The organism is Streptomyces sp. R35, assembly GCF_041053035.1.
Classification (GTDB): Bacteria; Actinomycetota; Actinomycetes; order Streptomycetales; family Streptomycetaceae; genus Streptomyces; species Streptomyces lutosisoli.
The window spans coordinates 2,374,425-2,396,773 of the sequence record NZ_CP163440.1 but is presented as its reverse complement, the minus strand read 5'-3'; the positions used below and the strand labels follow the sequence as shown (position 1 = coordinate 2,396,773).

Genomic DNA, 22,349 nt, shown 5'->3' with positions numbered 1-22,349 from the left:
GCGGAGCACCAGCGCCCGGAAGGCCCCTGGGGGCACCCTTCATGACACGCGCCATCTCTCTGCACAGCGTCAGCAAGTCGTACACCCGCGGCGTCCGCGTGGTGGAGCGGCTGTCGCTTGACATCCGGCCGGGCGAGTTCCTCGTGCTGCTCGGGCCCTCCGGCTGCGGCAAGTCGACCGTGCTGAGAATGATCGCCGGGCTCGAAGAGGTCACCGAGGGCGAGGTGCGCCTCGACGGCGAGTACGCCAACGATCTGCCGCCGTCCGGGCGGGACATGGCGATGGTGTTCCAGAACTTCGCCCTCTATCCGAGCATGACCAGCCGCGACAACATCGGCTTCCCGCTGCGCATCGAGACGCCCGGCAAGGACCCCAGCCCGCGCGTGGACGCCACCGCCCGCATGCTCGGCATCCAGGATCTCCTCGGCCGCTACCCCCACCAGCTCTCCGGCGGTGAACGCCAGCGGGTCGCCATGGGCCGGGCGATCTCGCGCCACCCCTCGGCCTTCCTGATGGACGAGCCGCTGTCCAACCTCGACGCCAAGCTCCGCAACCATCTGCGCGCCGAAATATCCCGGCTCACCAGGGAGTTGGGCGCGACCACGGTGTACGTCACGCACGACCAGGCCGAGGCGATGTCGCTCGGTGACCGTGTCGCGGTCCTGCGCGGCGGAGTCCTCCAGCAACTGGGCACGCCCCGCACGGTCTACGCGCTGCCCGCGAACGTCTTCGTCGCCGCCTTCATCGGCACCCCGCGGATCAACCTGCTGCGCGGCCTGGTCCGGGCGCCGCTCGACGGAGCCATGTCGATCAGCCTCGGCAGGCAGTATCTGCGGCTGCCCGAACCCCTTTCCCTGGACCACCAGTTGCTGCGGGTCCAGCAGGGCCGCGAGGTCATCGTCGGGCTGCGCTCCGAGGCCGTCCGGCTCGCCAAGCCGTCCGCCGCCCGGCCGGGCGAGGTGGCGATCAGCGGCCTCGTCGAGCATGTGGAGTTCCAGGGGCACGAGGTCCTCGTCCACTTCAACACGGGCTCGCAGCCCGCCGTCGTACCGGATCTGGAGGCCCCGCGCCCGACCCGTCCGCCCCGGCGACGGCGCCGCGAGGGCAACGTCCTGGACCGGCTGCGGGAGCGCACCGGAGTCCTGCGGGCCGGGCCGGTCGTGGTCCTGGAACACCCGGCGGACGCGGAACCCGACCACCCCGAACCAGCGCCACCGGAGGGCCGCCTGCCCGGTGACCTCGTCGTCCGCACCACCCCCGACATCGAACTCCGCCACGGCATGCAGGTCCCCCTCCTCGTCGACCTCGCCCACCTGTTCGTCTTCGACCAGCACGGTGAACGCATCTGCCCGGCTCCGGCGCGGCTGCCGGATCTGGAGGAGTGAGTTCCGCTAGGCAGGCGCTCATGACCCTGCACAGCAGCACCCGCGCCCGTCTGCTCACCGCCACCGTCACGGCCCTGCTTGCCGCCGGCGCCCCGGATCCCTCTGGCGCCTGAAAACTATCATCGCTAGTTTAGGGTGCGGGCGACGCGGCCCCTCCCGGGAGGAACACGATGAAGGCACATGACGGCATGTACATCGACGGGGCCTGGCGCCCCGCCGCCGGTACGGACACGATCGAGGTCGTGAACCCGGTCGACGAGCAGGTGATCGGCCGGGTTCCGGCGGGCACCGCGGAGGACGTCGATGCCGCCGTACGGGCCGCACGTGCCGCCTTCCCGGCCTGGGCAGCGACCCCGCCGGCCGAGCGGGCCGCGCGTCTGGCCGCCCTCCGGGACATCCTCGTGGCCCGCAAGGACGAGATCGCCGAGACCGTCACGGCCGAACTCGGCTCCCCGCTGCCGTTCTCGCAGGCCGTGCACGCGGGCGTGCCGATCGCGGTCGCCGGCTCGTACGCCGAACTGGCGGCGACGTACGCCTTCGAGGAGAAGGTCGGCAACTCGACCGTCTACCAGGAGCCCGTCGGGGTCGTCGGCGCGATCACGCCCTGGAACTACCCGCTGCACCAGATCGTCGCCAAGGTCGCCCCGGCGCTCGCGGCGGGCTGCACGGTGGTGCTGAAGCCTGCCGAGGACACCCCCCTCACCGCCCAGCTCTTCGCCGAGACGGTGGCCGAGGCAGGCATCCCGGCCGGTGTCTTCAACCTCGTCACCGGCCTCGGCCCGGTCGCCGGCCAGGCCCTCGCCGAACACCCGGACGTGGACCTGGTCTCCTTCACCGGCTCCACGGCGGTGGGCAAGCGCATCGGCGCGACCGCGGGCGCCGCGGTCAAGCGGGTCGCCCTGGAACTCGGCGGCAAGTCCGCCAACGTCATCCTGCCGAGCGCCGACCTCGCCAAGGCCGTGGGCGTCGGCGTCGCCAATGTGATGTCCAACTCCGGCCAGACGTGCAGCGCCTGGACACGCATGCTGGTGCACACCGCGCAGTACGACGAGGCGGTCGAGCTGGCCGCGGCCGCCGCGGAGAAGTACGGCGACCGCATCGGCCCGGTCGTCAACGCCAAGCAGCAGGCCCGGGTGCGGAGTTACATCGACAAGGGCGTCACAGAGGGCGCCCGGCTCGTCGTCGGCGGCCCCGAATCACCCCGCGAGCAGGGGTACTTCGTCAGCCCGACCGTCTTCTCCGACGTCACACCGGAGATGACGATCGCTCAGGAAGAGATCTTCGGGCCGGTGTTGTCGATCATCCGGTACGAGGACGAGGCGGACGCCCTGCGGATCGCCAACGGCACGGTATACGGGCTGGCGGGCGCTGTGTGGGCGGGCGACGAGACCGAGGCGGTCGCCTTCGCGCGACGGCTCGACACCGGGCAGGTCGACATCAACGGCGGACGTTTCAACCCCCTTGCCCCGTTCGGGGGTTACAAGCAGTCGGGTGTGGGGCGCGAGCTGGGTGCGCACGGGCTGTCCGAGTACCTTCAGACCAAGTCCCTCCAGTTCTAGGACCTAGGAGCATGCACGTGGTTCGCGCCGCAGTACTTCCCGCCGTGGGCGCTCCGTTGGAGATCGCCGAGATCGACCTGCCGGAGACGGGCCCCGGCCAGGTCCGGGTCCGACTGGCCGCCGCGGGTGTCTGCCACTCCGACCTTTCCCTCTCCGACGGCACCATGCGGGTGCCTGTTCCCGCCGTCCTCGGACACGAGGGCGCGGGCACCGTCGTAGCCGTCGGCGAGGGCGTCACGCATGTCGCGCCCGGTGACGGTGTCGTCCTCAACTGGGCTCCCTCTTGTGGCAGTTGCCATGCCTGCTCGCTCGGCGAGGTCTGGCTGTGCGCCAACGCGCTGACCGGCGCGGCGAACGTGTACGCACACCGCGCCTCCGATGGGAGCGACCTCCACCCCGGCCTGAACGTCGCCGCGTTCGCCGAGGAGACCGTCGTGGCCGCCGGATGCGTCCTCCCCGTACCGGACGGCGTACCCCTCGCCGACGCCGCGCTGCTCGGCTGCGCGGTCCTGACCGGATACGGCGCGGTCCATCACTCGGCGAAGGTCCAACCCGGCGAGACCGTAGCGGTGTTCGGAGTCGGCGGGGTCGGACTCGCGGCTCTCCAGGCCGCCCGGATCGCGGGTGCCTCGAAGATCGTCGCGGTCGACGTCTCACCCGAGAAGGAATCGCTCGCGCGCGGCGCCGGCGCGACCGACTACGTCGTCGCCTCCGACACCACCGCACGCGAGATCCGCGCCCTCACCGGCAAGCAGGGCGTCGACGTCGCCGTCGAGTGCGTGGGCCGCGCCGTGACCATCCGCACCGCCTGGGACTCCACCCGGCGCGGCGGCCGCACGACGGTCGTCGGCATCGGCGGCAAGGACCAGCAGGTCACCTTCAACGCGCTGGAGATCTTCCACTGGGGGCGGACGCTCTCGGGCTGCGTGTACGGCAACTCCGACCCGGCGCGGGACCTTCCGGTACTGGCCGAGCACATCCGCGCCGGCCGCCTCGACCTCGGCGGCCTGGTCACCGACCGGATCGCCCTCGACGGCATCCCGGCGGCCTTCGAGAACATGATCGCGGGCAAGGGCGGGCGCGCTCTGGTCGTCTTCCAGTCCGCTGGTCCGCGTCCACCAGGGACCCCGGCCGCGGCCCACGAGAGCTGAAGCAGGGGCAACAGCCCATTGAATCAGGCCTGTTCTGGCTCGGGCTCGGGTTGCGGCTCCGGAGTGCGCACCGGGGCCGCGGCCTTCCCGTTGCCGGAACCCGCGATGCTGGAACCCGTGCCGACGCGGGGACGGGAGCGGGACACCGCCACACCCGCCAGGCACAGCGCCCCGCCCGCCAGGGTGAGCAGCCCCGGCACCTCGTCGAGGAACAGCCAGGACATCAGCACCACCAGGGCGGGCACCGCGTACGTGGTCGCGCCCATGCGGCTCGCGGTGGTGCGGGCGAGGGCGTAGGCCCAGGTCGTGAAAGCCAGCGCGGTCGGGAAGAGACCGAGGTAGAGCATGTTGAGGGTGGCGGAGACGGGCGCCTCGGCCGCGTCCTGGACGAGCTGCCCGGCGAAGGGCAGACACACGACCGCCCCGGCCATACAGCCGAACGTCGTCACCTGGAGCGCGCTCGCCCGGCCGAGCGCCGGCTTCTGTGCGACGACTCCGGCCGCGTAGCCCACGGCGGCGAGCAGGCACAGGACGACCCCGAGGACCGAGGAGCCGCCGTCGCCGGACATCGAAAGGCCCACCGCGACGGCCCCGGCGAACGACACCGCCATGCCCGCCAGCAGCCGCGGCGGCATCGCGTCACCGAGCAGTCGGGAGCCGAGCAGGGCGATGAGGATCGGACCGGTGTTCACCACCAGCGCCGCCGTGCCGGCGTCCACCTGCTGCTCGCCCCAGTTGAGGACGACCATGTAGAAGCCGAACCACAGCAGCCCGGATATGGCGATCCCGCGCCAGGCCGCGCGCGGCGGCCACCCCTCTCTCCGTACGAGGCACACGGCCCCGAGCGCGACGGCTCCCGTCAGCAGCCGCCCCAGTGCCAGCGCACCCGGCGCGTACGCGGCACCCGCGCTCCGGATCGACACGAAGGCGGAGGCCCACAGCACGACGGTGACGGTCGCCGCGCCCGCGGCGAGCAGCTGCGCTCGACGGGTCGGTGACGTGGGGCGGGGCGTGTTCATCATGCTCCTGAGGCTAGGTGGGGGCGCGGGGCGGGCGCTGGCGGATTTAGGACGCCGTGGTGGTGGGTGGGGCCGAAGTCCGGGTCGATCAGTCGATCAGCGGAGCGCCGTCGCCTCGATGCCGAGCAGTTCCGCGAAGGCGCGTTCGCCCTCGGGGGTGACCTTGACGGCCCGCTCCGAGCCGATGCGTACGCACCAGCGCGCGTCCAGGGCGTGCCGGCACAGCGCCGCGCCGGCGGTGCCCGCAAGGTGGGGGCGGCGTTCGGTCCAGTCGAGGCAGGCGCGGGTGAGGGGGCGGCGGCCGGTACGGTCGAGGCCGATTCCCGCGCTGTCGAACCACCTCAGTCCGGCGTCCGTGAGGGCGAATCCGGTGTCCTGGCGGAGCAGACCCCGGTCGGTCAGGGCGTCGGTGAGGGCGATGCCGAGGCGTCCGGCGAGGTGGTCGTAACAGGTGCGGCCACGGGCCATCGCCGATCCGGCGCTGGACTCCCGGAGGGTGCGCGGGGGTTCGGCCGTGTTCGGTCTGGCGTGGGCGGCGAGGTCTTCGACGAGCTGGGCGACGCGGGCGTCCGCGAGGCGTACGTAGCGGTGGCGTCCTTGACGTTCCTCGCTGAGCAGTCCGCCTGCGACGAGTTTGCCGAGGTGTTCGCTTGCGGTGGACGGTGCGACTCCGGCGTGCCGGGCGAGTTCCCCGGCGGTCCAGGCCCGCCCGTCGAGCAACACCAGCAGAAACCCGGCCCGCGTCTCGTCCGCCATCAGCCCGGCCAATGCCGCCAGTCCTGGTCCCACCGGATCCTTCGGCCTCGTCATGTCCTCAGCATGCGACACGAACGCTTCGGCACGCACCGAACGGTTCTCGCCCTCGCCGCCCCTACCCGTCCCATCCCCAGGGGCTCTGCCCCTTCGACCCCGTTCGGTTGTGTGTCGGGTGCGGGTGGATGGGGGCTGGTCGCGCCCCGCGGCGGAGCCGCAAATGTCACAGCCCCGCGCCCCTGAAGGCGCGGGGCTTCGCCCCGCGATCCCCCCGCCCGCCCCTGGTTCGTCGGCTGCGGGTGGGCGGGGGTCTGGGGGCGCAGCCCCCAGGGATGGGACGGGTAGGGGCGGCGGGGGCGAAAGAAGCCCTCAGTCCCCCCGTGTCACCTGCGCGTACTGCACGGCCAAGCCGTCCAGCAACGCACTGAGCCCCGTCTCAAAGGCCCGCTCGTCGATCTTCTCCTGCTGCTCGGCAAGGAGATGGGCCTGCCCGAGGTGGGGATAGTCGGCCGGATCGTACGCGCTCTCGTCGTCCACGAACCCCCCGGCGAACGAACCGAGCGCCGAGCCCATGATGAAGTACCGCATCAGCGCACCGATCGACGTGGCCTGGGCCGCCGGCCACCCCGCATCGACCATCGCGCCGAACACCGCGTCGGCGAGCCGGAGCCCCGCCGGCCGCCGCCCGGGCCCGCGGGCGAGGACAGGGACGATGTTCGGGTGGTCGCGCAGGGCCGCCCGGTAGGAGACGGCCCAGTCGTGCAGGGCGGTACGCCACTCGCGGCCGTCCTCGAACATCGACAGATCGACCTGCGCGCTGACCGAGTCCGCCACCGCCTCCAGGATCTGGTCCTTGGTGCGGAAGTGGTTGTAGAGGGACGGCCCGCTCACCCCCAGCTCGGCCGCGAGCCGACGCGTCGAGACGGCCGGCAGGCCCTCGGCGTCCACCAGTGCCCGTGCCGTCTCGACGATGCGGTCGGTGCTGAGGAGGGGCTTGCGCGGTCGGGCCATGGCGCACATAGTAGGGCTGCATACAGAAACTAGCAGTGCTAATTTAAATGTACGGCTTTCCATGCGCAGCTTTCCTCGTAGGGCCTTCCCTGTACGGCCTTCCCTGTGTACGGCTTCGAAAGCCGCAGTCCGTCTATCTGTGGGGTGACTCGGCATGAACCTGGAGCTCAGCGAGGAGCAGACCGCCGTCCGGCAGCTCGCCAAGGACTTCGTGGCCCGCGAGATCGCCCCCCATGTCATCGAGTGGGACCGCGCCGAGGAAGTCGACCGGTCCATCGTGAAGAAGCTCGGAGAGGTCGGCTTCCTCGGGCTCACCGTCGACGAGGAGTACGGCGGCAGCGGCGGCGACCACCTCGCGTACTGCCTGGTCACGGAGGAACTGGGCCGCGGCGACTCCTCCGTGCGCGGGATCGTCTCCGTCTCGCTGGGGCTGGTCGCCAAGTCGATCGCGTACTGGGGGAGCGAGGAGCAGAAGCGCCGGTGGCTGCCGGGGCTGACCTCCGGCGAGCATGTCGGCTGCTTCGGGCTCACCGAACCCGGCACCGGCTCGGACGCGGGCCAACTGTCGACCAAGGCCGTGCGCGACGGCGACGACTACGTCATCAACGGCACCAAGATGTTCATCACGAACGGCACCTGGGCCGATGTCGTGCTGCTCTTCGCCCGGTCGACCGACGCGCCGGGCCACAAGGGCGTCTCCGCCTTCCTCGTCCCGACGGACACCCCGGGGCTGTCCCGTCGCACCATCCACGGCAAGCTCGGTCTGCGCGGACAAGCCACTGCCGAGCTGGTGTTCGAGGATGTACGGGTGCCCGCGAGCGCCATGATGGCGCCCGAGGGCAAGGGGTTCGGCGTAGCCATGTCCGCGCTCGCCAAGGGGCGGATGTCCGTGGCCGCGGGCTGCGTCGGCATCGCCCAGGCGGCACTGGACGCGGCGGTGACGTACGCGACCCAGCGCGAGCAGTTCGGGAAGACCATCGCGCACCACCAGCTCGTACAGGAACTGATCAGTGACATCGCGGTCGACGTGGACGCGGCGCGGCTGCTGACCTGGCGGGTCGCCGATCTCATCGACCGGGGGCTGCCGTTCACCACGGAGTCCTCGAAGGCCAAGCTCTTCGCCTCCGAGGCCGCCGTGCGCGCCGCGAACAACGCCCTCCAGGTCTTCGGCGGCTACGGCTACATCGACGAATACCCGGCGGGGAAGCTGCTGCGCGACGCCCGCGTGATGACCCTCTATGAGGGCACCAGTCAGATCCAGAAGCTGGTCATAGGGCGGGCGCTGACGGGGGTTTCGGCGTTCTGAGGTACCTCGTGCCGAGTCGCTGCGTGACTGCGTGACTGCGTGACTGCGTGACTGAGTACGTCCCTGAGTATTTCGGCGGATGTGGCCGCGGCCACATCCGCCGACCCTTGTCCCATGAGTGAGACACCGGTCAAGCAGCAGAACACGGCCGCCTTCTACGGTCAGGCCGTGGCCTCTTTCTCGGTCGCCATGGCCGCGACCGCCCTCGGCATCTTCAAACTGCAGGCGGACGCCTGGGTGCGAGCCTTTCTGGCCATCGCCGTCCTCTACTTGGTGACGTCGTCCTTCACGCTGGCCAAGGTGATCCGCGACCGTCAGGACGCGCATCGGCCCGGCGGGCGGGTGTACGACCCCTTCGAGAAGCTCTGAGCGAGATTCGAGCCGTGCTGAGCGGGCACGCTAAGCGCCCGCTCAGGTTCGGGGGTATGGTGTTCACCCTGGCAGTGGAGAAGGGGCGAACAGCGATGAGTACGGCGGAGGAGACGGCCGGCGGCGATATGCAGCCGTGGGCCGAGGTCACCCCGGACGCGGCACGGCGGCTGCTCGTCGCCGCCGTGGAGGCCTTCGCCGAGCGCGGATACCACGCGACGACGACCCGGGACATCGCGGGCCGCGCGGGCATGAGCCCGGCCGCGCTCTACATCCACTACAAGACCAAGGAAGAGCTGCTTCACCGGATCAGCAGGATCGGTCACGAAAAGGCACTGGAAATCCTCCAGACGGCCGCCCAGGGGGAAGGCAGCCCGACCGAGCGCCTTGCCGACGCCGTGAGCTCCTTCGTCCGCTGGCACGCCGGCGGGCGCACCACCGCACGCGTCGTGCAGTACGAACTGGACTCGCTCGGCCCGGACGCCCGCGCCGAGATCATCGCCCTGCGCCGCCAGGTCGACGCCGAGGTGCGCGGGATCATCCAGGACGGCGTGGCGGCGGGCGACTTCGACGTGCCGGACGTGCCGGGCACCACCCTCGCCGTGCTGTCGCTGTGCATCGACGTCGCCCGCTGGTTCAACGTCGATGGCCCCCGCACCCCCGACGAGGTCGGCGCGCTCTACGCCGACCTCGTGCTGCGGATGGTCGGGGCCAAGCAGTAGTCCCGACCGGGTGCGAGCGGGGGCCCGGGCCGGGCCTCGTTCAGAGGTAGTACCGCGACACCGACTCCGCGACGCACACCGGCTTGTCGCCGCCCTCGCGCTCCACGGTGAAGGCCACGGACACCTGTACGCCGCCGGGTACGTCGTCGACGCCCGTGATCTGCGCGGTGGCGCGCAGCCGCGAGCCGACCGGCACGGGGGCGGGGAAGCGGACCTTGTTCGTCCCGTAGTTGACGCCCATCTTCACGCCCTCGACCTTGATCAGCTGCGGGCCGAAGAGCGGGAGCAGCGACAGGGTGAGATAGCCGTGCGCGATCGTCGTGCCGAAGGGGCCCGCCGCGGCCTTCTCGGGGTCCACGTGGATCCACTGGTGATCGCCGGTCGCCTCGGCGAAGAGGTCGATCCGCTTCTGCTCGATCTCGACCCAGTCGGTGTACCCCAACTGCTCGCCCACGGCGCTGCGCAGCTCGTCGACCGTCGCGAACGTCCTCGGCTCTGCCATGTCCTGGCCTCCCACATCTCCATGTCTAAGCGACTGCTTAGCATGGTCGGACGCGGAGCGCATGTCAACGGACCGGGCGTGTGACGAAGTAGGTAGGGTTGGAGGGGTGCCCCAGATCCCTGAGAAGATCCACGAGCTGACCGTCGGCCAGCTGTCGGCCCGCAGCGGCGCCGCCGTCTCCGCCCTGCACTTCTACGAGTCCAAGGGCCTCATCAGCAGCCGCCGCACCACGGGAAACCAGCGCCGCTACCACCGCGACGCACTGCGCCGTGTCGCCTTCGTCCGTGCCGCGCAACGCGTCGGCATCCCGCTCGCCACCATCCGCGAGGCCCTCGCCGAACTCCCCGAGGAGCGCACCCCGACGCGCGAGGACTGGGCCCGCCTCTCGGAGGCCTGGCGTTCCGAACTCGACGAGCGCATCAAGCAGTTGGGCAGGCTGCGGGATCACCTGACCGACTGCATCGGCTGCGGGTGTCTGTCCCTGGAGAACTGTGTCCTGTCCAACCCGGACGACGCCTTCGGCGAACGCCTGACCGGCTCCCGGCTCATGGTGGAACGCACGCGCTCCACCGGCGGGACCGGCGGGACCGACGCCGCCGGTCCCGCCGCCGGCCAGAAGGAGCCCGAGGACTGCCGCTGAACGGCGCCCCGGGCTCCGTACGCCCCACTACTCGTACTCCGTGCCGCCCTTCCGCGTCAGATACGCCGGGCTGACCGCCTTGGCTATCGCCCGGCCGCCCGTCACCGGGCTGTACCGCTCGGTTGCCGGGCGGATGACGACACCCTCGCGCAGATGCAGCTCGCGCCCGGAGACGGTCTCCCGGCCCGAGGCGACCTCCAGGACGCGCTCGATGTCGTACGGGCCCTCGTACAGCCGTGGCACCAGCGGGAGTTCGCCCTCCAGCAGCGCTGCCGGGTCCAGCCATCGGACCTCGCCGTCGATCTCCGCGGACACGTCGAACACGGCGTAACCGAGCGTCTGGCGGCGGCCGTCGGCGCCGTACGACAGGTCCTGTACGCCCGCTCCGTACACCTCGCCGAAGATCCCGACCCGGCGGGCGCCCAGCCGCTCGGCGAGCCGGGCCGCGGCCTTCGCGACCCCGTGGCCGTGGACGGCCCGCCAGTACAGATTGCGCGGGTCCTCCTTCAGCGCGAGGGACTTGGCGCCGAAGCCCTTCGACGAGACGTGCACGCGGCCGCCCTCGTCGGCGACGTACGTCAGCAGACAGGCCGAGCCGTGCAGCTTCTCGGTCAGGACGACGGGCTCGCCGGGGGTGAAGATGTCCGGGTAGCGCTGGATGTTCTCGATGTCGACCCAGGGCAGCAGATCGGGCGCGGACTCGACCTCGCCGCTCATCGTGGGCGGGATCGGCGGCACCCACTTGACGATGCCGAGCACGTCGGCGAAGTCCGTGCCGTCCTCGGCGGCCCGCGCCAGATCGACGTCCGCCAACGCCTTCGGGCGGCACACGATTCCCTGCGACAGCTCACCGCGCAGCCGTACGGCCCTGACCCGGTCCGACGTGCTCCCCGCCAGCCGTCCGGTCAGACCCAGCTCCTCGATCAGCTCGGCCGGCAGCACGGACTGCTCCGGGATGTAGACAGCCCGCTCGCCGGTGCGGTAGGCGCCCTTGGCGACGACGGCCCGGTACAGGCCCACCTGGGCCAGTTCGAGCGCGTCGGCGTTCGGATGCTCGTGGATGGTCAGCACTTCGGCGGTGACGCGCAGCGTCGACATCGGCACTCCTAGGGTTCCTCAGCTGGGTTTCATCGTCCCCAACTGTCCTTACGGGAATGGGGTGGAGCGAGCGGATTAGCGGCTGGTAGCGTCGGGATCTTCGGCCGGTGGCGACGACGGACGGCACGGAGTCCTGACGGGATCAACTCCCATGACCTCAGCTGCCCTTGAGGCCGCCCTCGCCGACATCGACACGGTCTTCCACGGCTTCGCCAGCCCGGACGAAGTCGGTTGCGGGCGCTGTCACCTGCCCGAGGAGACGGCGTTCCTGCGCACTCCGGACATACGCATGCCGTTGGACGTGCTGGAGCGGTTCGTGTACGAGGTCCCCGGTCACTTCGACGACCATGCCGCGGCGATGCGCCGGCTGCTGCCGCAGGCGGCGCGGGCGATGGCCGACGGGAGTCTCGGCGGACCGTACCGGGGAGCCCACGGGCTCATCTGGGTGAACTGGCGTTCCTGGCCCGCCGATCAGGCCCGGGCCATCGAGACGTTCCTCCACGCCTGGTGGCAGGACGTCCTCTCGACACCGCGACCGCCGTACCCCGTCAAGAACGTCTTCGAGACCTGCATCACGATCGCAGGGACCGTGACCCCCTTCCTCGCCGGATGGCACCGGCAGCCGTCGGCCGAGACCCACCTTGTGCAGTGCGTGGACGACTGGATCTACGACCTGATCAGCGACTGCTCACCCTTCTCCTGGTGGGGGCCCGACGGCGAGGACGAGGCCGTCGCCGAGCTCAAGTACTGGCTGTCCCGGCACGCTGCCGACCGCCTTCGCGCCCAGGGGGAGCCCGACCTCGCCTTTCGCGCCGAACTCCTCGCCCTCCCCTACGACGAGCGCTGGGCCCACCCGTACTGGACCAACCCCTCCGCCACCAGCTGACCGTTGGACACCGCCCGCTCCCCGTCCGGGAGTACGAGCGTGTCCTCCAAGCCGATGCGTATGGCGAGCCCCAGCCGTCCCGCGAGTCTCAACACCGGCCAGGCGCCGCCCTCTTCGCCGTGCAGCAGAACAGGGCGGCCGTAGGTGATGCCGAGGTCGGCGAGCAGGGCGCGGGCCGACTCCTCGGCCGTCTCGGGAGAGGTGTCCGTGACCTCCGCCAGGACCCGCAGCACCCGCGGCCCGAGCGGCGATGCCGCGAACCGGGCTGCGCCGTCCGTGCCGGACCAGATGCCCGCCTCCACGCCGATCCCGCGGTCGAGGAGCGCGGCGGCGACCTCTTCCGCTCCCGGCTCATGCCAGTTGACCGAGGCGTGATCGGGCAGGACGGTCCAGGAACGGACGTATTCGACCCGGGCGGCAGGGTCCGGCTCGGCCCACGCGCCGGTGGTCACGCCGATCGGAACGCCGACCCGTGCCCGTATCGCTTCGAGCGTCGCCGCGACGGCCTTCGGTGACAACGTGTCCTGCCCACAGGGGGTTCTGGGATGGACATGGATGTCCGAGCCCCCGGCCGCGACAGCCTCGGCCGCGGACTGTGCCATCGCCCCGGGCGACATCGGCACAACAGCACCGTCACCGGCTCCCCGGCTCCCGTTCAAACAGACCTGCACCATGCCGTCGATGTTGCCAGCCAGTACTGACAAGCGCCCCGTCAGGGGCGCGGGGAACTGCGCGCCCAGCCACGAACAACCCGCAGCGGACGGCTCACCCGCAGTTCCCGTACCCACGCCGCTCAGCACCCCACGCTGCTCAGCACCCAGCGCCGCTCAACCCGGCGGAGCGCTCACGCAGAGGCCAGAAGCAACTGTCCGCGCCTGCACTCCGCCAGCGCTTCGGGCGTCAGAACGGGCCGCGGGACGACAATTCCGCAGCTCGTGCACACCGGGCCCGAAGACGGTTCATGGGCCAGGTCGTACTTCCAGATGAGGCGCTCCCCGGAGCACACCGGACAGACCGAGCCCGGCTCCCGCTCCAGCGCGGCGATCAGCCTGCGCAGCACCTCGGCCAGTGGTTCATGGGGGTGGATCCTCGGGTCGTCGCACCACGCGACCCCGAAGCCGCCCCAGGTCAGCCGGTGCCAGTCGTCGACACTGCCCGGCCTGCGCAGCCCGTCGTGCTTTTCCTTCTTGCGACGCTGCGCGAACTCGACCTCGTAGGCGAGCCAGACGGAGCGGGCCTCCTCCAGCTCGTCCAGTGCGGCCACGAGCCGCGCTGGATCGGGGGATCGGTCCTCGGGTCCGAACCCGGCCCGGGAGCACAGATGGTCCCAGGTCGCCCGATGCCCGTAAGGGGCGAACCTCTCAAGGCACTTGCGCAGTGAATAGCGCCGCAGTGCCAGATCGCTCCTCGGATCTCGCACCTGTCTCGCCAGACTCCGGAAACCGGCCATCGCCCTGCACCTCCGTCACACCTGCACCTGAACTTCGGTCACTTCGGCGTCGATTCGTACGGACGTCGCCGAATAGACGTATCGACAAGCGATTCGGCTCCATCCATTTTTCGATGACCGCCATAAGCCACCCGCCGAGCCCATCCCGGCCTACCTCCCGCCGCTGTCAGCCGCCTGTCGACGGCGCTGTCCGACCGCGATGAATCCCGAAAACTGACGCATGTTCATCTTCAATCCCGGGGATACCGGCGGTAACGTCCGGCCCACCCCCGTCGGTAGGAGCTGCCATGCCTCGGCGTATCCCACGCACCACGCTCGACAGACTGAGAACTCCCCGAAGATTCCCCAAGTTCCTCAAGGCCGCATCCATCTGCGTGCTCATCGCCGGTCTTCTGTCGCCGCTCACCCAGGCCGCGGCTGCCGACACCTCCACCGCGGCCGCCGCGAACGACTACTGCGGCGGCCAGTGTTCCGACATCCTCCCGCCCGGCGAGAACGGCAACGCGACCCTGGCCCAGATCCTCCTCAACCAGGCCTTCGGCACCCAGCCGGACCACGCGGAGGACCAGCTCGCCCCCTACGGCAACCTGCCCTCGGGCTACTCCACGCTCACCGACGCCAAGATCAACACCTTCTTCAACGACGCCTCCTTCGGGGTCGCTTCGGACCAGGTCGCCTCGACCACCCAGCCCGGCGGCCGCAGCGACGTGACGATCGTCCGCGACAAGAAGACGGGCGTCCCGCACATCACCGGCACCACCCGCTACGGCACCGAGTACGGCGCCGGGTACGCCGCGGCCCAGGACCGGCTGTGGCTGATGGACGTCTTCCGGCACGTCGGACGCGGCCAGCTGACCACCTTCGCGGGTGGCGCGGCCTCCAACCAGGGCCTGGAGCAGGAGTTCTGGCGCAACGCGCCCTACACCGAAGCCGATCTGCAGGCCCAGATCGACAACGCCACCGCCAATGCCGGTGCCCGCGGTACGCAGGCTCTCGCCGACGCCAATGCCTACATCGACGGCATCAACGCCTACATCGACGCCTCCGACAGCGGCCGTTACTTCCCCGGCGAGTACGTCCTGACCGGCCACAAGGACTCCGTCACCAACGCCGGCACCATCGACCACTTCAAGCTCACCGACCTGGTCGCGCTGGCCTCCGTCATCGGCGCGCTCTTCGGCTCCGGAGGCGGCGGCGAAGTCAACAACGCCATCTCGCTCCTCGCCGCCCAGTCCAAGTACGGCGTGACCGAGGGCACCAAGCTCTGGGAGTCCTTCCGCGAGCGCAACGACCCGGAAGCGGCGCTCACCCTCCACAACGGCGAGAGTTTCCCCTACGCGACCAAGCCGGACACCGCGCAGGGTGAGGCCCTGCCCGACGCCGGTTCGGTGAGCCAGGAGCAGCTGGTCTACGACCGCACCGGCAGCGCGGCCACCTCCACGGCGACCAGCGCCTCGACCACGGCGGCCACCACGTCCCTCACCTCGGCCAAGCGCGGTATGTCCAACGCCCTCGTGGTGAGCGGCAAGTACACCGCCAGCGGCCACCCGATCGCCGTCTTCGGCCCGCAGACCGGCTACTTCGCGCCACAGCTGCTCATGCTCCAGGAGATCCAGGGCCCGGGCCTCAGCGCCCGCGGCGCCTCCTTCGCGGGCTTGAGCATGTACGTCGAACTCGGCCGCGGCCAGGACTACTCCTGGAGTGCGACGACCTCCGGCCAGGACATCATCGACACGTACGCCGTCGAGCTGTGCCAGGACGACTACCACTACCTCTACCACGGCACCTGCACGGCCATGGACAAGATCGAGCAGACCAACTCCTGGAAGCCGACCACCGCCGACGGCACCGCGGCGGGCTCGTACCGGATGCAGGTCTACCGGACGAAGTACGGCCCGGTGGAGTACCGCGCGACGGTCGGCGGCAAGAAGGTCGCGTACACCACCCTGCGCTCCTCCTTCATGCACGAGGCCGACTCGATCATCGGCTTCCAGATGCTCAACGACCCGGACTACGTGAAGAGCCCGGCGACCTTCCAGAGCGCGGTGCAGCACATCAACTACACCTTCAACTGGTTCTACGCCGACTCGACGCACACCGCGTACTACAACAGCGGCGACAACCCGGTGCGTGCCACCGGTGTCGACGCCGAGTTCCCGGTGTGGGCGCAGGCGGCGTACGAGTGGCAGGGCTGGAACCCGGCGACGAACACCGCCACCTACACCGCGGCGTCGGCCCACCCCAACTCCGTCGACCAGGACTACTACATCTCCTGGAACAACAAGCAGGCCAAGGACTACACGACGGCCTCCTGGGGTGACGGCTCGGTGCACCGCGGCAACCTCCTGGAGGACCGGGTGAAGAAGCTGGTCGCCGCGGGCGGTGTGACCAGGTCGGCGCTGGTGAAGGCCATGGCCGACGCGGCGCTCGCCGACCTGCGGGCCGAGGACGTGCTGCCGGACCTGCTGAAGGTCGTCAACAGCTCGACGGTCACGGACTCCACGGCCGCGGCGGCGGTCAGCAAGCTGTCCGCGTGGGTGACGGCGGGCGCCAAGCGCACGGAGACCTCGTCCGGTTCGCACACGTACGCCAACGCCGACGCGATCCGCATCCTGGACGCCTGGTGGCCGCTGCTGGTGAAGGCGGAGTTCCAGCCGGGGCTCGGCAGCGACCTGTACACCGCGCTCAGCAACAACCTCCCCATCGACGAGTCGCCGTCGGCGGCGCACGGCCCGACCGGCTCGCACGCCGGAAGCTCCTTCCAGTACGGCTGGTGGAGCTATGTCGACAAGGACATCCGGGCGGTGCTGGGGGAGTCGGTACAGGGCGGACTCTCGCAGAAGTACTGCGGCTCCGGCAGCCTCAGCGCCTGCCGGGACGCCCTGATCAGCACGCTCAAGGAGGCGGCCGGCAAGACCGCGTCAGACGTCTACCCCGGCGACGACCAGTGCTCGGCCGGTGACCAGTGGTGCGCCGACTCGATCGTCCAGCGGACGCTCGGCGGCATCAAGCACGGCAAGATCACCTGGCAGAACCGGCCGACGTATCAGCAGGTGGTCGAGTACACCTCACACCGTTAGACACTGGTAACTATCGCGATAAGTCAGTGGAAATGGTGCCGGCGGCGAGTCACTTCACACGGCCCGCCGCCAGCACCAGCTGTGCCAGTTCCCGGTGGCAGATGTCGCTGTGGGCCCCGGACGGGGGCCCGCCGCGGTTGACCACCGCGGCGGCGTCGATGTTCACGCAGCCCGAGGCGGGCAGCTGTGTGTGCAGGGCGTCGGCGAGCGTGAGCGTCTTGGTGCCCGCCACCGCCTGCACCCCGTCGTGGCCCATCGCACCCCATTTGGCGCCCAGCGTGCGGCCGATGTCGAAGTCCGTCGTGACCGCCCGGGAGTCGCCCGCCATCCGCGAGGCCAGCGGATAGATCGTGCCGAGCGCCGAGTCGAAGTGGGAGTAGCAGCACACCAGGGGGCCGTCGATACGGTTCTGCTGGCCGTCCAGCACGCCACTCGCCCGGGGGTCGTGCGGCAGCCGCGCCGCGAACGCGTAGTGCGAGAAAGCCCCTTGGAGCAGGGTCACCGACTTCACCGAGCGCACACCCTTGGGCAGTCCGCGCAGCGCGAAGGAGACCAGACGTCCGCCGAAGCTGTGTCCGACGAGGTGCACGCGCACCTCGGGTGCGGCCTTGGCGAGCTGCCCGATCGCGATCCCGAGCCCGCGCTCACCGACCGTGCCGGCGCGGCGCTTCATCGCGTAGTACGTGGCCTGGCGCAGCAGTTCGTGGGCGCCGTCCCACAGTCGTGGCAGCGCGAACGAGGCGGCACCGGGAGTCTCGGCCTCGGCCAGCGCCTGCGCGAACTCGCCGCAGACCGTCGCCGTGTCCCCGAAGAGCATCTCGGGGTCGCTCTCCGGCACCCCCTCCGCCAGTGTGTCCGCGGCGAACGCGGTCTGCGGCCCCTGCGGCCGGACCTCGACGAGCAGTCGCACGAGACGTCCGAACTCCTCCAACGAGGCGCCCTCGTCCGGCTGTTGGTCCAGCAGCCGCGCGATCTGCTCGACCACCGTCGCGCGGCCGGGGAACACCTCCAGGAGCGCGTGCCGGCTGCTCATGTCGAGGACGGGCCGCGCCACCGTGGCGACGCCGGCGGCCACCGACGGGGGGAAGTCGGGGATCGGCTCGTCCGAGAAGCGCATCGAGGGCCACACCACTCCCACGTAGCCCAGGCGCGCGGCCGGCGCGAGTTCCGGGACGGGTTCGAAGAAGTGGCTGTAGAGGCGGGTGGCGCCCGAGCGGTCGTTGTTCCAGCCGTGCGCGAAGACGACCAGGTCACGGATCTTGCGCTGCGGCACCTCCTTGAGCAGCCGGTCCCGCTCCCGGCCGTCGACGTCCCCGTCCGCATCGAAAGTGAGCTCCCAGTAGGGAGAAACACTCACTGCCGGATCCGCCATGACAAGCCCCCTCGTCCCCCGTGGGCGGTGCGATCTGGGCGCATCGTCCTACTGGTGGGAGAAGTTGGCCATACGTCACGTCGAGTCCGGTGGTGCCCGAACTGATGTCGTATCGGGCCTATCGGTAAATGAGGTACTCCTTGCGCACGCGCCGGAACGCCGCCAACTCCTCCTGCCAGGCCGCCGCCACCTCGTCGGCGCTCGCCCCCGCGTCGATCATCGTGCGCACACTCGTAGAGCCGGTCAGCTTGTCGATCCAGTTGTCGGAGCGCCAAGTGAAGCCGCTCCAGACCTTCTTGGCGGTCACCAGGAGGGCGATTCCGGTGCGTACGGGGTCGTACGCGGCCCGGTCGTGCACATGGATCTGTACGCCCCCGATGGTCTTGCCCTGGAACTTGGAGAAGGTGGGAGCGAAGTACGCCTCCCTGAAGTGCACGCCGGGGAGGCCGAGCCGGCCGGCCTCGGCGGCCCAGCGTCCGTCGACGCCCTCCGCGCCCAGCAGCTCGAACGGGCGGGTCGTGCCCCGCCCCTCCGACAGATTCGTCCCCTCGAAGAGACAGGTCCCCGAGTACACCAGGGCGGTGTCGGCCGTCGGCATGTTCGGGCTCGGCGGCACCCAGGGCAGGCCGGAGGCGTCGTAGAAGTCCGAGCGCTTCCAGCCCGACATCAGTACGGTGTCCAGCTCCACCGGCGCGGGCAGGAACTCCCCGTTGAACAGCCGCGCCAGCTCCGCCACCGTCATCCCGTGTGCCTGCGCGATGGGCTGACGTCCGACGAACGTCGCGAACTCCTTGTGCAGGACGGGCCCTTGGGCCGCCCGCCCGGTCACCGGGTTGGGCCGGTCGAGCACCACGAAGTGCTTGCCCGCGAGCCGGGCGGCCTCCATGCAGTCGTACAGCGTCCAGATGTACGTGTAGAAGCGGGCGCCCACGTCCTGGATGTCGAAGACGACGGTGTCCACGCCGGAGGCCGTGAAGATGTCGGCGAGGGGCTGCCCGCTCTTCAGGTACGTGTCGTAGACGGGGAGCCCGGTCGCCGGGTCGTCGTAGCGGCCCTCGGAGCCGCCCGCCTGTGCGGTGCCGCGGAAGCCGTGCTCGGGGCCGAAGACGGCGGTCAGGTTCACGCGGTCGTCGGCGTGCATGACGTCGACGATGTGGCGTACGTCCTGGGTGACGCCGGTGGGGTTGGTGACGATGCCGGTGCGCTGGCCGCTGAGCTGGGCGTAGCCGGTGTCGGCCAGCCGTTCGAAGCCGGTGCGTAGCTTGTTGCCGCGTTCTTCGGTTGCTCCGGCCGGGATCGGTGCGAGGGTCGCTGCGGTGGCGCCGGCTGCGAGCAGGGACCGTCTGGACAAGCGCATTGTCTGACCTCCGTGATCTCGGAAGGTTGGCACAGGGCACGCTAAGCGCTTCCGCCGGTGGTTCGTAAGCTGCCGGTTGTTCGTGGCTTGTCGCGCAGTTCCCCGCGCCCCTTTCAGGGGCGCGGCTGACCCTTCCCTTGCAACATACCGACTGGTTAGTCTGGCTGCGCAGTAGAGTCGTGGCAGAGCCGAGTTGCGTCGCGTCGTGTCGAAGGAGACCGATGGTGGAAGCCGTGCAGGATGCCGGAGTGGTCGTCACCGGAGCGGGAGGCGGCATCGGGGCCGCGCTGGCCCGTCGATTTGCTGCCGAGGGGGCCAGGGTCGTCGTCAACGACCTGGACGCCGCCAAGGCGCAGGCCGTGGCCGACGAGATCGGCGGCATCGCGGTCCCCGGCGACGCGTCCGCGATCGTGGCCGACGCCCGGGACGCCCTCGGTGGCACGGTCGACGTCTACTGCGCCAACGCGGGCCTCGCCTCGGGCGGCTCGGAGGCGGCCGACGAGAAGGTCTGGGCGCTCGCCTGGGACGTGAACGTGATGGCGCACGTCCGGGCAGCCCAGGAGCTGCTCCCGGCCTGGCTGGAGCGCGGCAGCGGCCGTTTCGTCTCCACCGTCTCGGCCGCGGGACTGCTCACCATGATCGGTGCCGCGCCCTACAGCGTCACCAAGCACGGCGCGTACGCCTTCGCCGAGTGGCTGTCGCTGACCTACCGCCACCGCGGGATCAAGGTTCACGCGATCTGTCCGCAGGGCGTGCGCACCGACATGCTCGACGCCACCGGCAGCGCGGGTGACCTGGTGCTCCAGCCGACCGCCATCGAGCCCGAGGCCGTCGCCGACGCGCTCTTCAAGGGGATCGAGGAGGACCGGTTCCTGATCCTGCCGCACCCCGAGGTCGCCGGGTACTACCAGGTGCGGGCCGCGGAGCCCGACCGCTGGCTGACGAACATGAACCACATCCAGCAGAAGTGGGAGGCGGGCCAGTGACCACCTACGCCGACCGGCCGTGGGTGGCCCTGCTCAACGACGCCCAGCGCGGCCCGGTGAGCCCCGCCGACACCTTGGTGCACGCCCTCCGCGAGGCCGTGGCGGACACCCCGGACCGCATCGCGCTCGCCTACTTCGACGGGCGGCTGAGCTACCGCGAGGTGGACGAGCTGAGCGACTCCGTCGCCGGGCACCTCGCCGCCGGGGGCCTGGAGCGCGGCGACAGGGTCGCGATCCTGCTGCAGAACTCCCCGCACTTCGTGCTCGCCCTGCTCGGCGCCTGGAAGGCGGGCGCGACCGTCGTGCCGGTCAACCCGATGTACAAGTCGGGCGAGGTGGGCCACGTACTGCACGACGCGGAAGTGAGCGCCCTGGTGTGCTCGGACCGCGCGTGGGAGTCGTATCTGCGTGAGACGGCCGCCGACTCGCCCGTACGCATCGTGCTGACGGCATGCGAGTTGGATCTCCAAACGCGCAACGACGCGCGCGTGCTGGCCTTCGAGCGGCTGTCGGTCGCCGAGGGTGCCGACGACCTCGTCGCCGTCGCCCACGCGGGCCACAAGGCCCCCGAGGGGCGTGACCTCGGCCCGTCCGACATCGCGCTGATCAGCTACACCTCGGGCACGAGCGGCACCCCCAAGGGGGCCACCAACACGCACGGCAACATCATGTACAACGCCGAGCGGCAGCGGACGGGCCTGGCGCTGCCCGAGGCGCCCGTCTACTTCGCGATGGCGCCGCTGTTCCACATCACCGGGATGGTCTGCCAGCTCGCCGCCTGCCTCAACAGCGGGGGCACGCTGGTCCTCGCGTACCGCTTCGAGGCGGGGGTCGTCCTCGACGCGTTCGCCGAGCACAAGCCCCTCTACACGGTCGGCCCGTCGACCGCCTTCATGGCGCTGGCCGCGCACCCGGCCGTCACGCCGGACCACTTCTCCTCCTTCGTGAACATCTCCTCCGGCGGCGCCCCGCTGCCGCCCGCCCTCGTCGAGAAGTTCCGGGCCGGCTTCGGGCCGTACGTCCGCAACGGCTATGGGCTCACCGAGTGCTCCGCGCCCTGCGCCTCCGTACCGCCGGGCCGGGAGGCTCCCGTCGACCCGGTCTCGGGGACGCTGGCCGTCGGCGTGCCGGGCCCCGACACGGTCGTACGCATCGTCGACGACCAGGGCCAGGAGGTGCCGTTCGGGGAGCAGGGCGAGATCCTCGTCCGCGGGCCGCAGGTCGTGCCCGGCTACTGGCGCCGGCCGGAAGCCACCGCCGAGACCTTCCCGGACGGCGAGCTGCGCACCGGTGACATCGGGTTCATGGACTCCGAAGGCTGGCTCTACGTGGTCGACCGCAAGAAGGACATGATCAACGCGTCCGGCTTCAAGGTGTGGCCGCGTGAGGTCGAGGACGTCCTCTACACGCACCCCGCGGTGCGCGAGGCGGCCGTCGTCGGAATACCGGACGGCTACCGCGGCGAGACCGTCAAGGCGTACATCAGCCTGCGGCCGGGCGCCGAAGAGGACCCCGACGCGCTCGCCGCGTACTGCAAGGAGAGACTGGCCGCCTACAAATATCCGCGGCAGGTGGAGATCCTGCCCGACTTGCCGAAGACGGCGAGTGGGAAGATCCTCCGTCGGGAACTACGTTCCCGGTCCCACGACTCTCAGTAGACGACCAGTAGACGACAGCTTTTGACCGGAACGCTCGGAAGGCAG

General features: G+C 70.5%; 20 protein-coding genes. 11 read left to right on the top strand and 9 right to left on the bottom strand.

The features are described 5' to 3' along the window. The first annotated feature begins 41 nt into the window (after positions 1 to 41). From AB5J50_RS11205 to AB5J50_RS11195, 3 genes are all read left to right on the top strand, one after another. Complete coding sequence (locus AB5J50_RS11205) at positions 42 to 1,385, top strand: ABC transporter ATP-binding protein (protein ID WP_369257154.1); 1,344 nt, start codon at positions 42 to 44, stop codon at positions 1,383 to 1,385. Positions 1,386 to 1,555: 170 nt separating this feature from the next. Then, positions 1,556 to 2,944 carry an aldehyde dehydrogenase family protein gene (locus AB5J50_RS11200; protein ID WP_369257152.1) on the top strand — a complete coding sequence of 463 codons (1,389 nt, stop codon included), beginning with the start codon at positions 1,556 to 1,558 and terminating at the stop codon, positions 2,942 to 2,944. A 17-nt stretch (positions 2,945 to 2,961) separates the two neighbouring features. Beyond that, a complete protein-coding gene (locus tag AB5J50_RS11195) occupies positions 2,962 to 4,095 on the top strand; it encodes a Zn-dependent alcohol dehydrogenase (RefSeq protein WP_369257150.1) in 1,134 nt (377 codons plus the stop codon). Between the two features lie 23 nt (positions 4,096 to 4,118). On the opposite strand, the gene AB5J50_RS11190 is transcribed toward AB5J50_RS11195, so the two are convergent. The 3 genes from AB5J50_RS11190 to AB5J50_RS11180 all read right to left on the bottom strand — a co-directional run bounded on the left by AB5J50_RS11190 (position 4,119) and on the right by AB5J50_RS11180 (position 6,878). Then, the gene (locus AB5J50_RS11190) at positions 4,119 to 5,117 is read right to left on the bottom strand and encodes a DMT family transporter (protein WP_369257148.1); all 999 of its coding nucleotides are present in this window, start codon (positions 5,115 to 5,117) and stop codon (positions 4,119 to 4,121) included. A gap of 93 nt (positions 5,118 to 5,210) precedes the next feature. Continuing rightward, positions 5,211 to 5,924: an ArsR/SmtB family transcription factor gene (locus tag AB5J50_RS11185; RefSeq protein ID WP_369257146.1), complete on the bottom strand. Its 714-nt coding sequence runs from the start codon at positions 5,922 to 5,924 to the stop codon at positions 5,211 to 5,213. A 312-nt stretch (positions 5,925 to 6,236) separates the two neighbouring features. Next, positions 6,237 to 6,878, bottom strand: coding sequence for a TetR/AcrR family transcriptional regulator (locus tag AB5J50_RS11180; protein ID WP_369257144.1), 642 nt, complete (start codon positions 6,876 to 6,878; stop codon positions 6,237 to 6,239). Between the two features lie 154 nt (positions 6,879 to 7,032). Here AB5J50_RS11180 and AB5J50_RS11175 point away from each other — a divergent pair, with 154 nt between their 5' ends. From AB5J50_RS11175 to AB5J50_RS11165, 3 genes are all read left to right on the top strand, one after another. Continuing rightward, a complete protein-coding gene (locus AB5J50_RS11175) occupies positions 7,033 to 8,184 on the top strand; it encodes an acyl-CoA dehydrogenase family protein (protein ID WP_369257142.1) in 1,152 nt (383 codons plus the stop codon). A 114-nt stretch (positions 8,185 to 8,298) separates the two neighbouring features. Then, positions 8,299 to 8,553, top strand: coding sequence for a YiaA/YiaB family inner membrane protein (locus AB5J50_RS11170; protein WP_369257140.1), 255 nt, complete (start codon positions 8,299 to 8,301; stop codon positions 8,551 to 8,553). 95 nt (positions 8,554 to 8,648) lie between these two features. Beyond that, the gene (locus AB5J50_RS11165; RefSeq protein WP_327427550.1) at positions 8,649 to 9,275 is read left to right on the top strand and encodes a TetR/AcrR family transcriptional regulator; all 627 of its coding nucleotides are present in this window, start codon (positions 8,649 to 8,651) and stop codon (positions 9,273 to 9,275) included. Positions 9,276 to 9,315: 40 nt separating this feature from the next. Here AB5J50_RS11165 and AB5J50_RS11160 read toward each other — a convergent pair whose 3' ends face one another. After that, a complete protein-coding gene (locus AB5J50_RS11160; protein WP_327427549.1) occupies positions 9,316 to 9,777 on the bottom strand; it encodes a MaoC family dehydratase in 462 nt (153 codons plus the stop codon). A gap of 106 nt (positions 9,778 to 9,883) precedes the next feature. On the opposite strand from AB5J50_RS11160, the gene soxR reads away from it, so the two are divergent. Next, on the top strand, positions 9,884 to 10,417 hold the full coding sequence (gene soxR / locus AB5J50_RS11155; RefSeq protein WP_369257137.1) for a redox-sensitive transcriptional activator SoxR: 534 nt from the start codon (positions 9,884 to 9,886) through the stop codon (positions 10,415 to 10,417). Positions 10,418 to 10,444: 27 nt separating this feature from the next. On the opposite strand, the gene AB5J50_RS11150 is transcribed toward soxR, so the two are convergent. Further along, the gene (locus tag AB5J50_RS11150; RefSeq protein WP_369257135.1) at positions 10,445 to 11,515 is read right to left on the bottom strand and encodes an RNA ligase (ATP); all 1,071 of its coding nucleotides are present in this window, start codon (positions 11,513 to 11,515) and stop codon (positions 10,445 to 10,447) included. A 151-nt stretch (positions 11,516 to 11,666) separates the two neighbouring features. On the opposite strand from AB5J50_RS11150, the gene AB5J50_RS11145 reads away from it, so the two are divergent. Beyond that, positions 11,667 to 12,401, top strand: a complete 735-nt coding sequence (locus AB5J50_RS11145) for a hypothetical protein (RefSeq protein WP_369257133.1) — start codon at positions 11,667 to 11,669, stop codon at positions 12,399 to 12,401. Here the strand turns inward: AB5J50_RS11145 and AB5J50_RS11140 are convergent. Both AB5J50_RS11140 and AB5J50_RS11135 read right to left on the bottom strand, forming a co-directional pair. Further along, positions 12,347 to 13,075 (bottom strand): 3-keto-5-aminohexanoate cleavage protein, encoded by a 729-nt coding sequence (locus tag AB5J50_RS11140; protein ID WP_369257131.1) that lies wholly within the window; start codon positions 13,073 to 13,075, stop codon positions 12,347 to 12,349. The two genes, AB5J50_RS11145 and AB5J50_RS11140, sit on opposite strands and share 55 nt — an antisense overlap. A 170-nt stretch (positions 13,076 to 13,245) precedes the next feature. Further along, entirely contained in the window at positions 13,246 to 13,851 is a 606-nt protein-coding gene (locus AB5J50_RS11135; RefSeq protein ID WP_369257129.1) for a hypothetical protein, read from the bottom strand. 287 nt (positions 13,852 to 14,138) lie between these two features. Between AB5J50_RS11135 and AB5J50_RS11130 the strand changes: the two genes are divergently transcribed. After that, positions 14,139 to 16,931 carry a penicillin acylase family protein gene (locus tag AB5J50_RS11130; protein ID WP_369257127.1) on the top strand — a complete coding sequence of 931 codons (2,793 nt, stop codon included), beginning with the start codon at positions 14,139 to 14,141 and terminating at the stop codon, positions 16,929 to 16,931. A 49-nt stretch (positions 16,932 to 16,980) separates the two neighbouring features. On the opposite strand, the gene AB5J50_RS11125 is transcribed toward AB5J50_RS11130, so the two are convergent. Together AB5J50_RS11125 and AB5J50_RS11120 are read right to left on the bottom strand one after the other, a co-directional pair. Further along, on the bottom strand, positions 16,981 to 18,303 hold the full coding sequence (locus AB5J50_RS11125) for a serine-threonine protein kinase (RefSeq protein ID WP_369257125.1): 1,323 nt from the start codon (positions 18,301 to 18,303) through the stop codon (positions 16,981 to 16,983). A 118-nt stretch (positions 18,304 to 18,421) separates the two neighbouring features. Next, positions 18,422 to 19,660, bottom strand: a complete 1,239-nt coding sequence (locus AB5J50_RS11120; RefSeq protein WP_369257123.1) for an exo-beta-N-acetylmuramidase NamZ domain-containing protein — start codon at positions 19,658 to 19,660, stop codon at positions 18,422 to 18,424. A gap of 221 nt (positions 19,661 to 19,881) precedes the next feature. Between AB5J50_RS11120 and AB5J50_RS11115 the strand changes: the two genes are divergently transcribed. Both AB5J50_RS11115 and AB5J50_RS11110 read left to right on the top strand, forming a co-directional pair. Beyond that, positions 19,882 to 20,646 carry an SDR family oxidoreductase gene (locus tag AB5J50_RS11115; protein ID WP_369257121.1) on the top strand — a complete coding sequence of 255 codons (765 nt, stop codon included), beginning with the start codon at positions 19,882 to 19,884 and terminating at the stop codon, positions 20,644 to 20,646. Beyond that, on the top strand, positions 20,643 to 22,304 hold the full coding sequence (locus tag AB5J50_RS11110) for a class I adenylate-forming enzyme family protein (protein ID WP_369257119.1): 1,662 nt from the start codon (positions 20,643 to 20,645) through the stop codon (positions 22,302 to 22,304). The genes AB5J50_RS11115 and AB5J50_RS11110 overlap by 4 nt, the downstream gene beginning before the upstream one ends. Positions 22,305 to 22,349 lie beyond the last annotated feature (45 nt).

Excerpts from the sequence above, each read along its gene's own strand:
- AB5J50_RS11205 (WP_369257154.1), top strand. The coding sequence starts at position 42 with ATGACACGCGCCATCTCTCTGCACAGCGTCAGCAAGTCGTACACCCGC.
- AB5J50_RS11200 (WP_369257152.1), top strand. The coding sequence starts at position 1,556 with ATGAAGGCACATGACGGCATGTACATCGACGGGGCCTGGCGCCCCGCC.
- AB5J50_RS11190 (WP_369257148.1), bottom strand. The coding sequence starts at position 5,117 with ATGATGAACACGCCCCGCCCCACGTCACCGACCCGTCGAGCGCAGCTG.
- AB5J50_RS11185 (WP_369257146.1), bottom strand. The coding sequence starts at position 5,924 with ATGACGAGGCCGAAGGATCCGGTGGGACCAGGACTGGCGGCATTGGCC.
- AB5J50_RS11180 (WP_369257144.1), bottom strand. The coding sequence starts at position 6,878 with ATGGCCCGACCGCGCAAGCCCCTCCTCAGCACCGACCGCATCGTCGAG.
- AB5J50_RS11175 (WP_369257142.1), top strand. The coding sequence starts at position 7,033 with ATGAACCTGGAGCTCAGCGAGGAGCAGACCGCCGTCCGGCAGCTCGCC.
- AB5J50_RS11170 (WP_369257140.1), top strand. The coding sequence starts at position 8,299 with ATGAGTGAGACACCGGTCAAGCAGCAGAACACGGCCGCCTTCTACGGT.
- AB5J50_RS11165 (WP_327427550.1), top strand. The coding sequence starts at position 8,649 with ATGAGTACGGCGGAGGAGACGGCCGGCGGCGATATGCAGCCGTGGGCC.
- AB5J50_RS11160 (WP_327427549.1), bottom strand. The coding sequence starts at position 9,777 with ATGGCAGAGCCGAGGACGTTCGCGACGGTCGACGAGCTGCGCAGCGCC.
- AB5J50_RS11150 (WP_369257135.1), bottom strand. The coding sequence starts at position 11,515 with ATGTCGACGCTGCGCGTCACCGCCGAAGTGCTGACCATCCACGAGCAT.
- AB5J50_RS11145 (WP_369257133.1), top strand. The coding sequence starts at position 11,667 with ATGACCTCAGCTGCCCTTGAGGCCGCCCTCGCCGACATCGACACGGTC.
- AB5J50_RS11140 (WP_369257131.1), bottom strand. The coding sequence starts at position 13,075 with ATGGTGCAGGTCTGTTTGAACGGGAGCCGGGGAGCCGGTGACGGTGCT.
- AB5J50_RS11135 (WP_369257129.1), bottom strand. The coding sequence starts at position 13,851 with ATGGCCGGTTTCCGGAGTCTGGCGAGACAGGTGCGAGATCCGAGGAGC.
- AB5J50_RS11130 (WP_369257127.1), top strand. The coding sequence starts at position 14,139 with ATGCCTCGGCGTATCCCACGCACCACGCTCGACAGACTGAGAACTCCC.
- AB5J50_RS11125 (WP_369257125.1), bottom strand. The coding sequence starts at position 18,303 with ATGGCGGATCCGGCAGTGAGTGTTTCTCCCTACTGGGAGCTCACTTTC.
- AB5J50_RS11120 (WP_369257123.1), bottom strand. The coding sequence starts at position 19,660 with ATGCGCTTGTCCAGACGGTCCCTGCTCGCAGCCGGCGCCACCGCAGCG.
- AB5J50_RS11115 (WP_369257121.1), top strand. The coding sequence starts at position 19,882 with ATGGTGGAAGCCGTGCAGGATGCCGGAGTGGTCGTCACCGGAGCGGGA.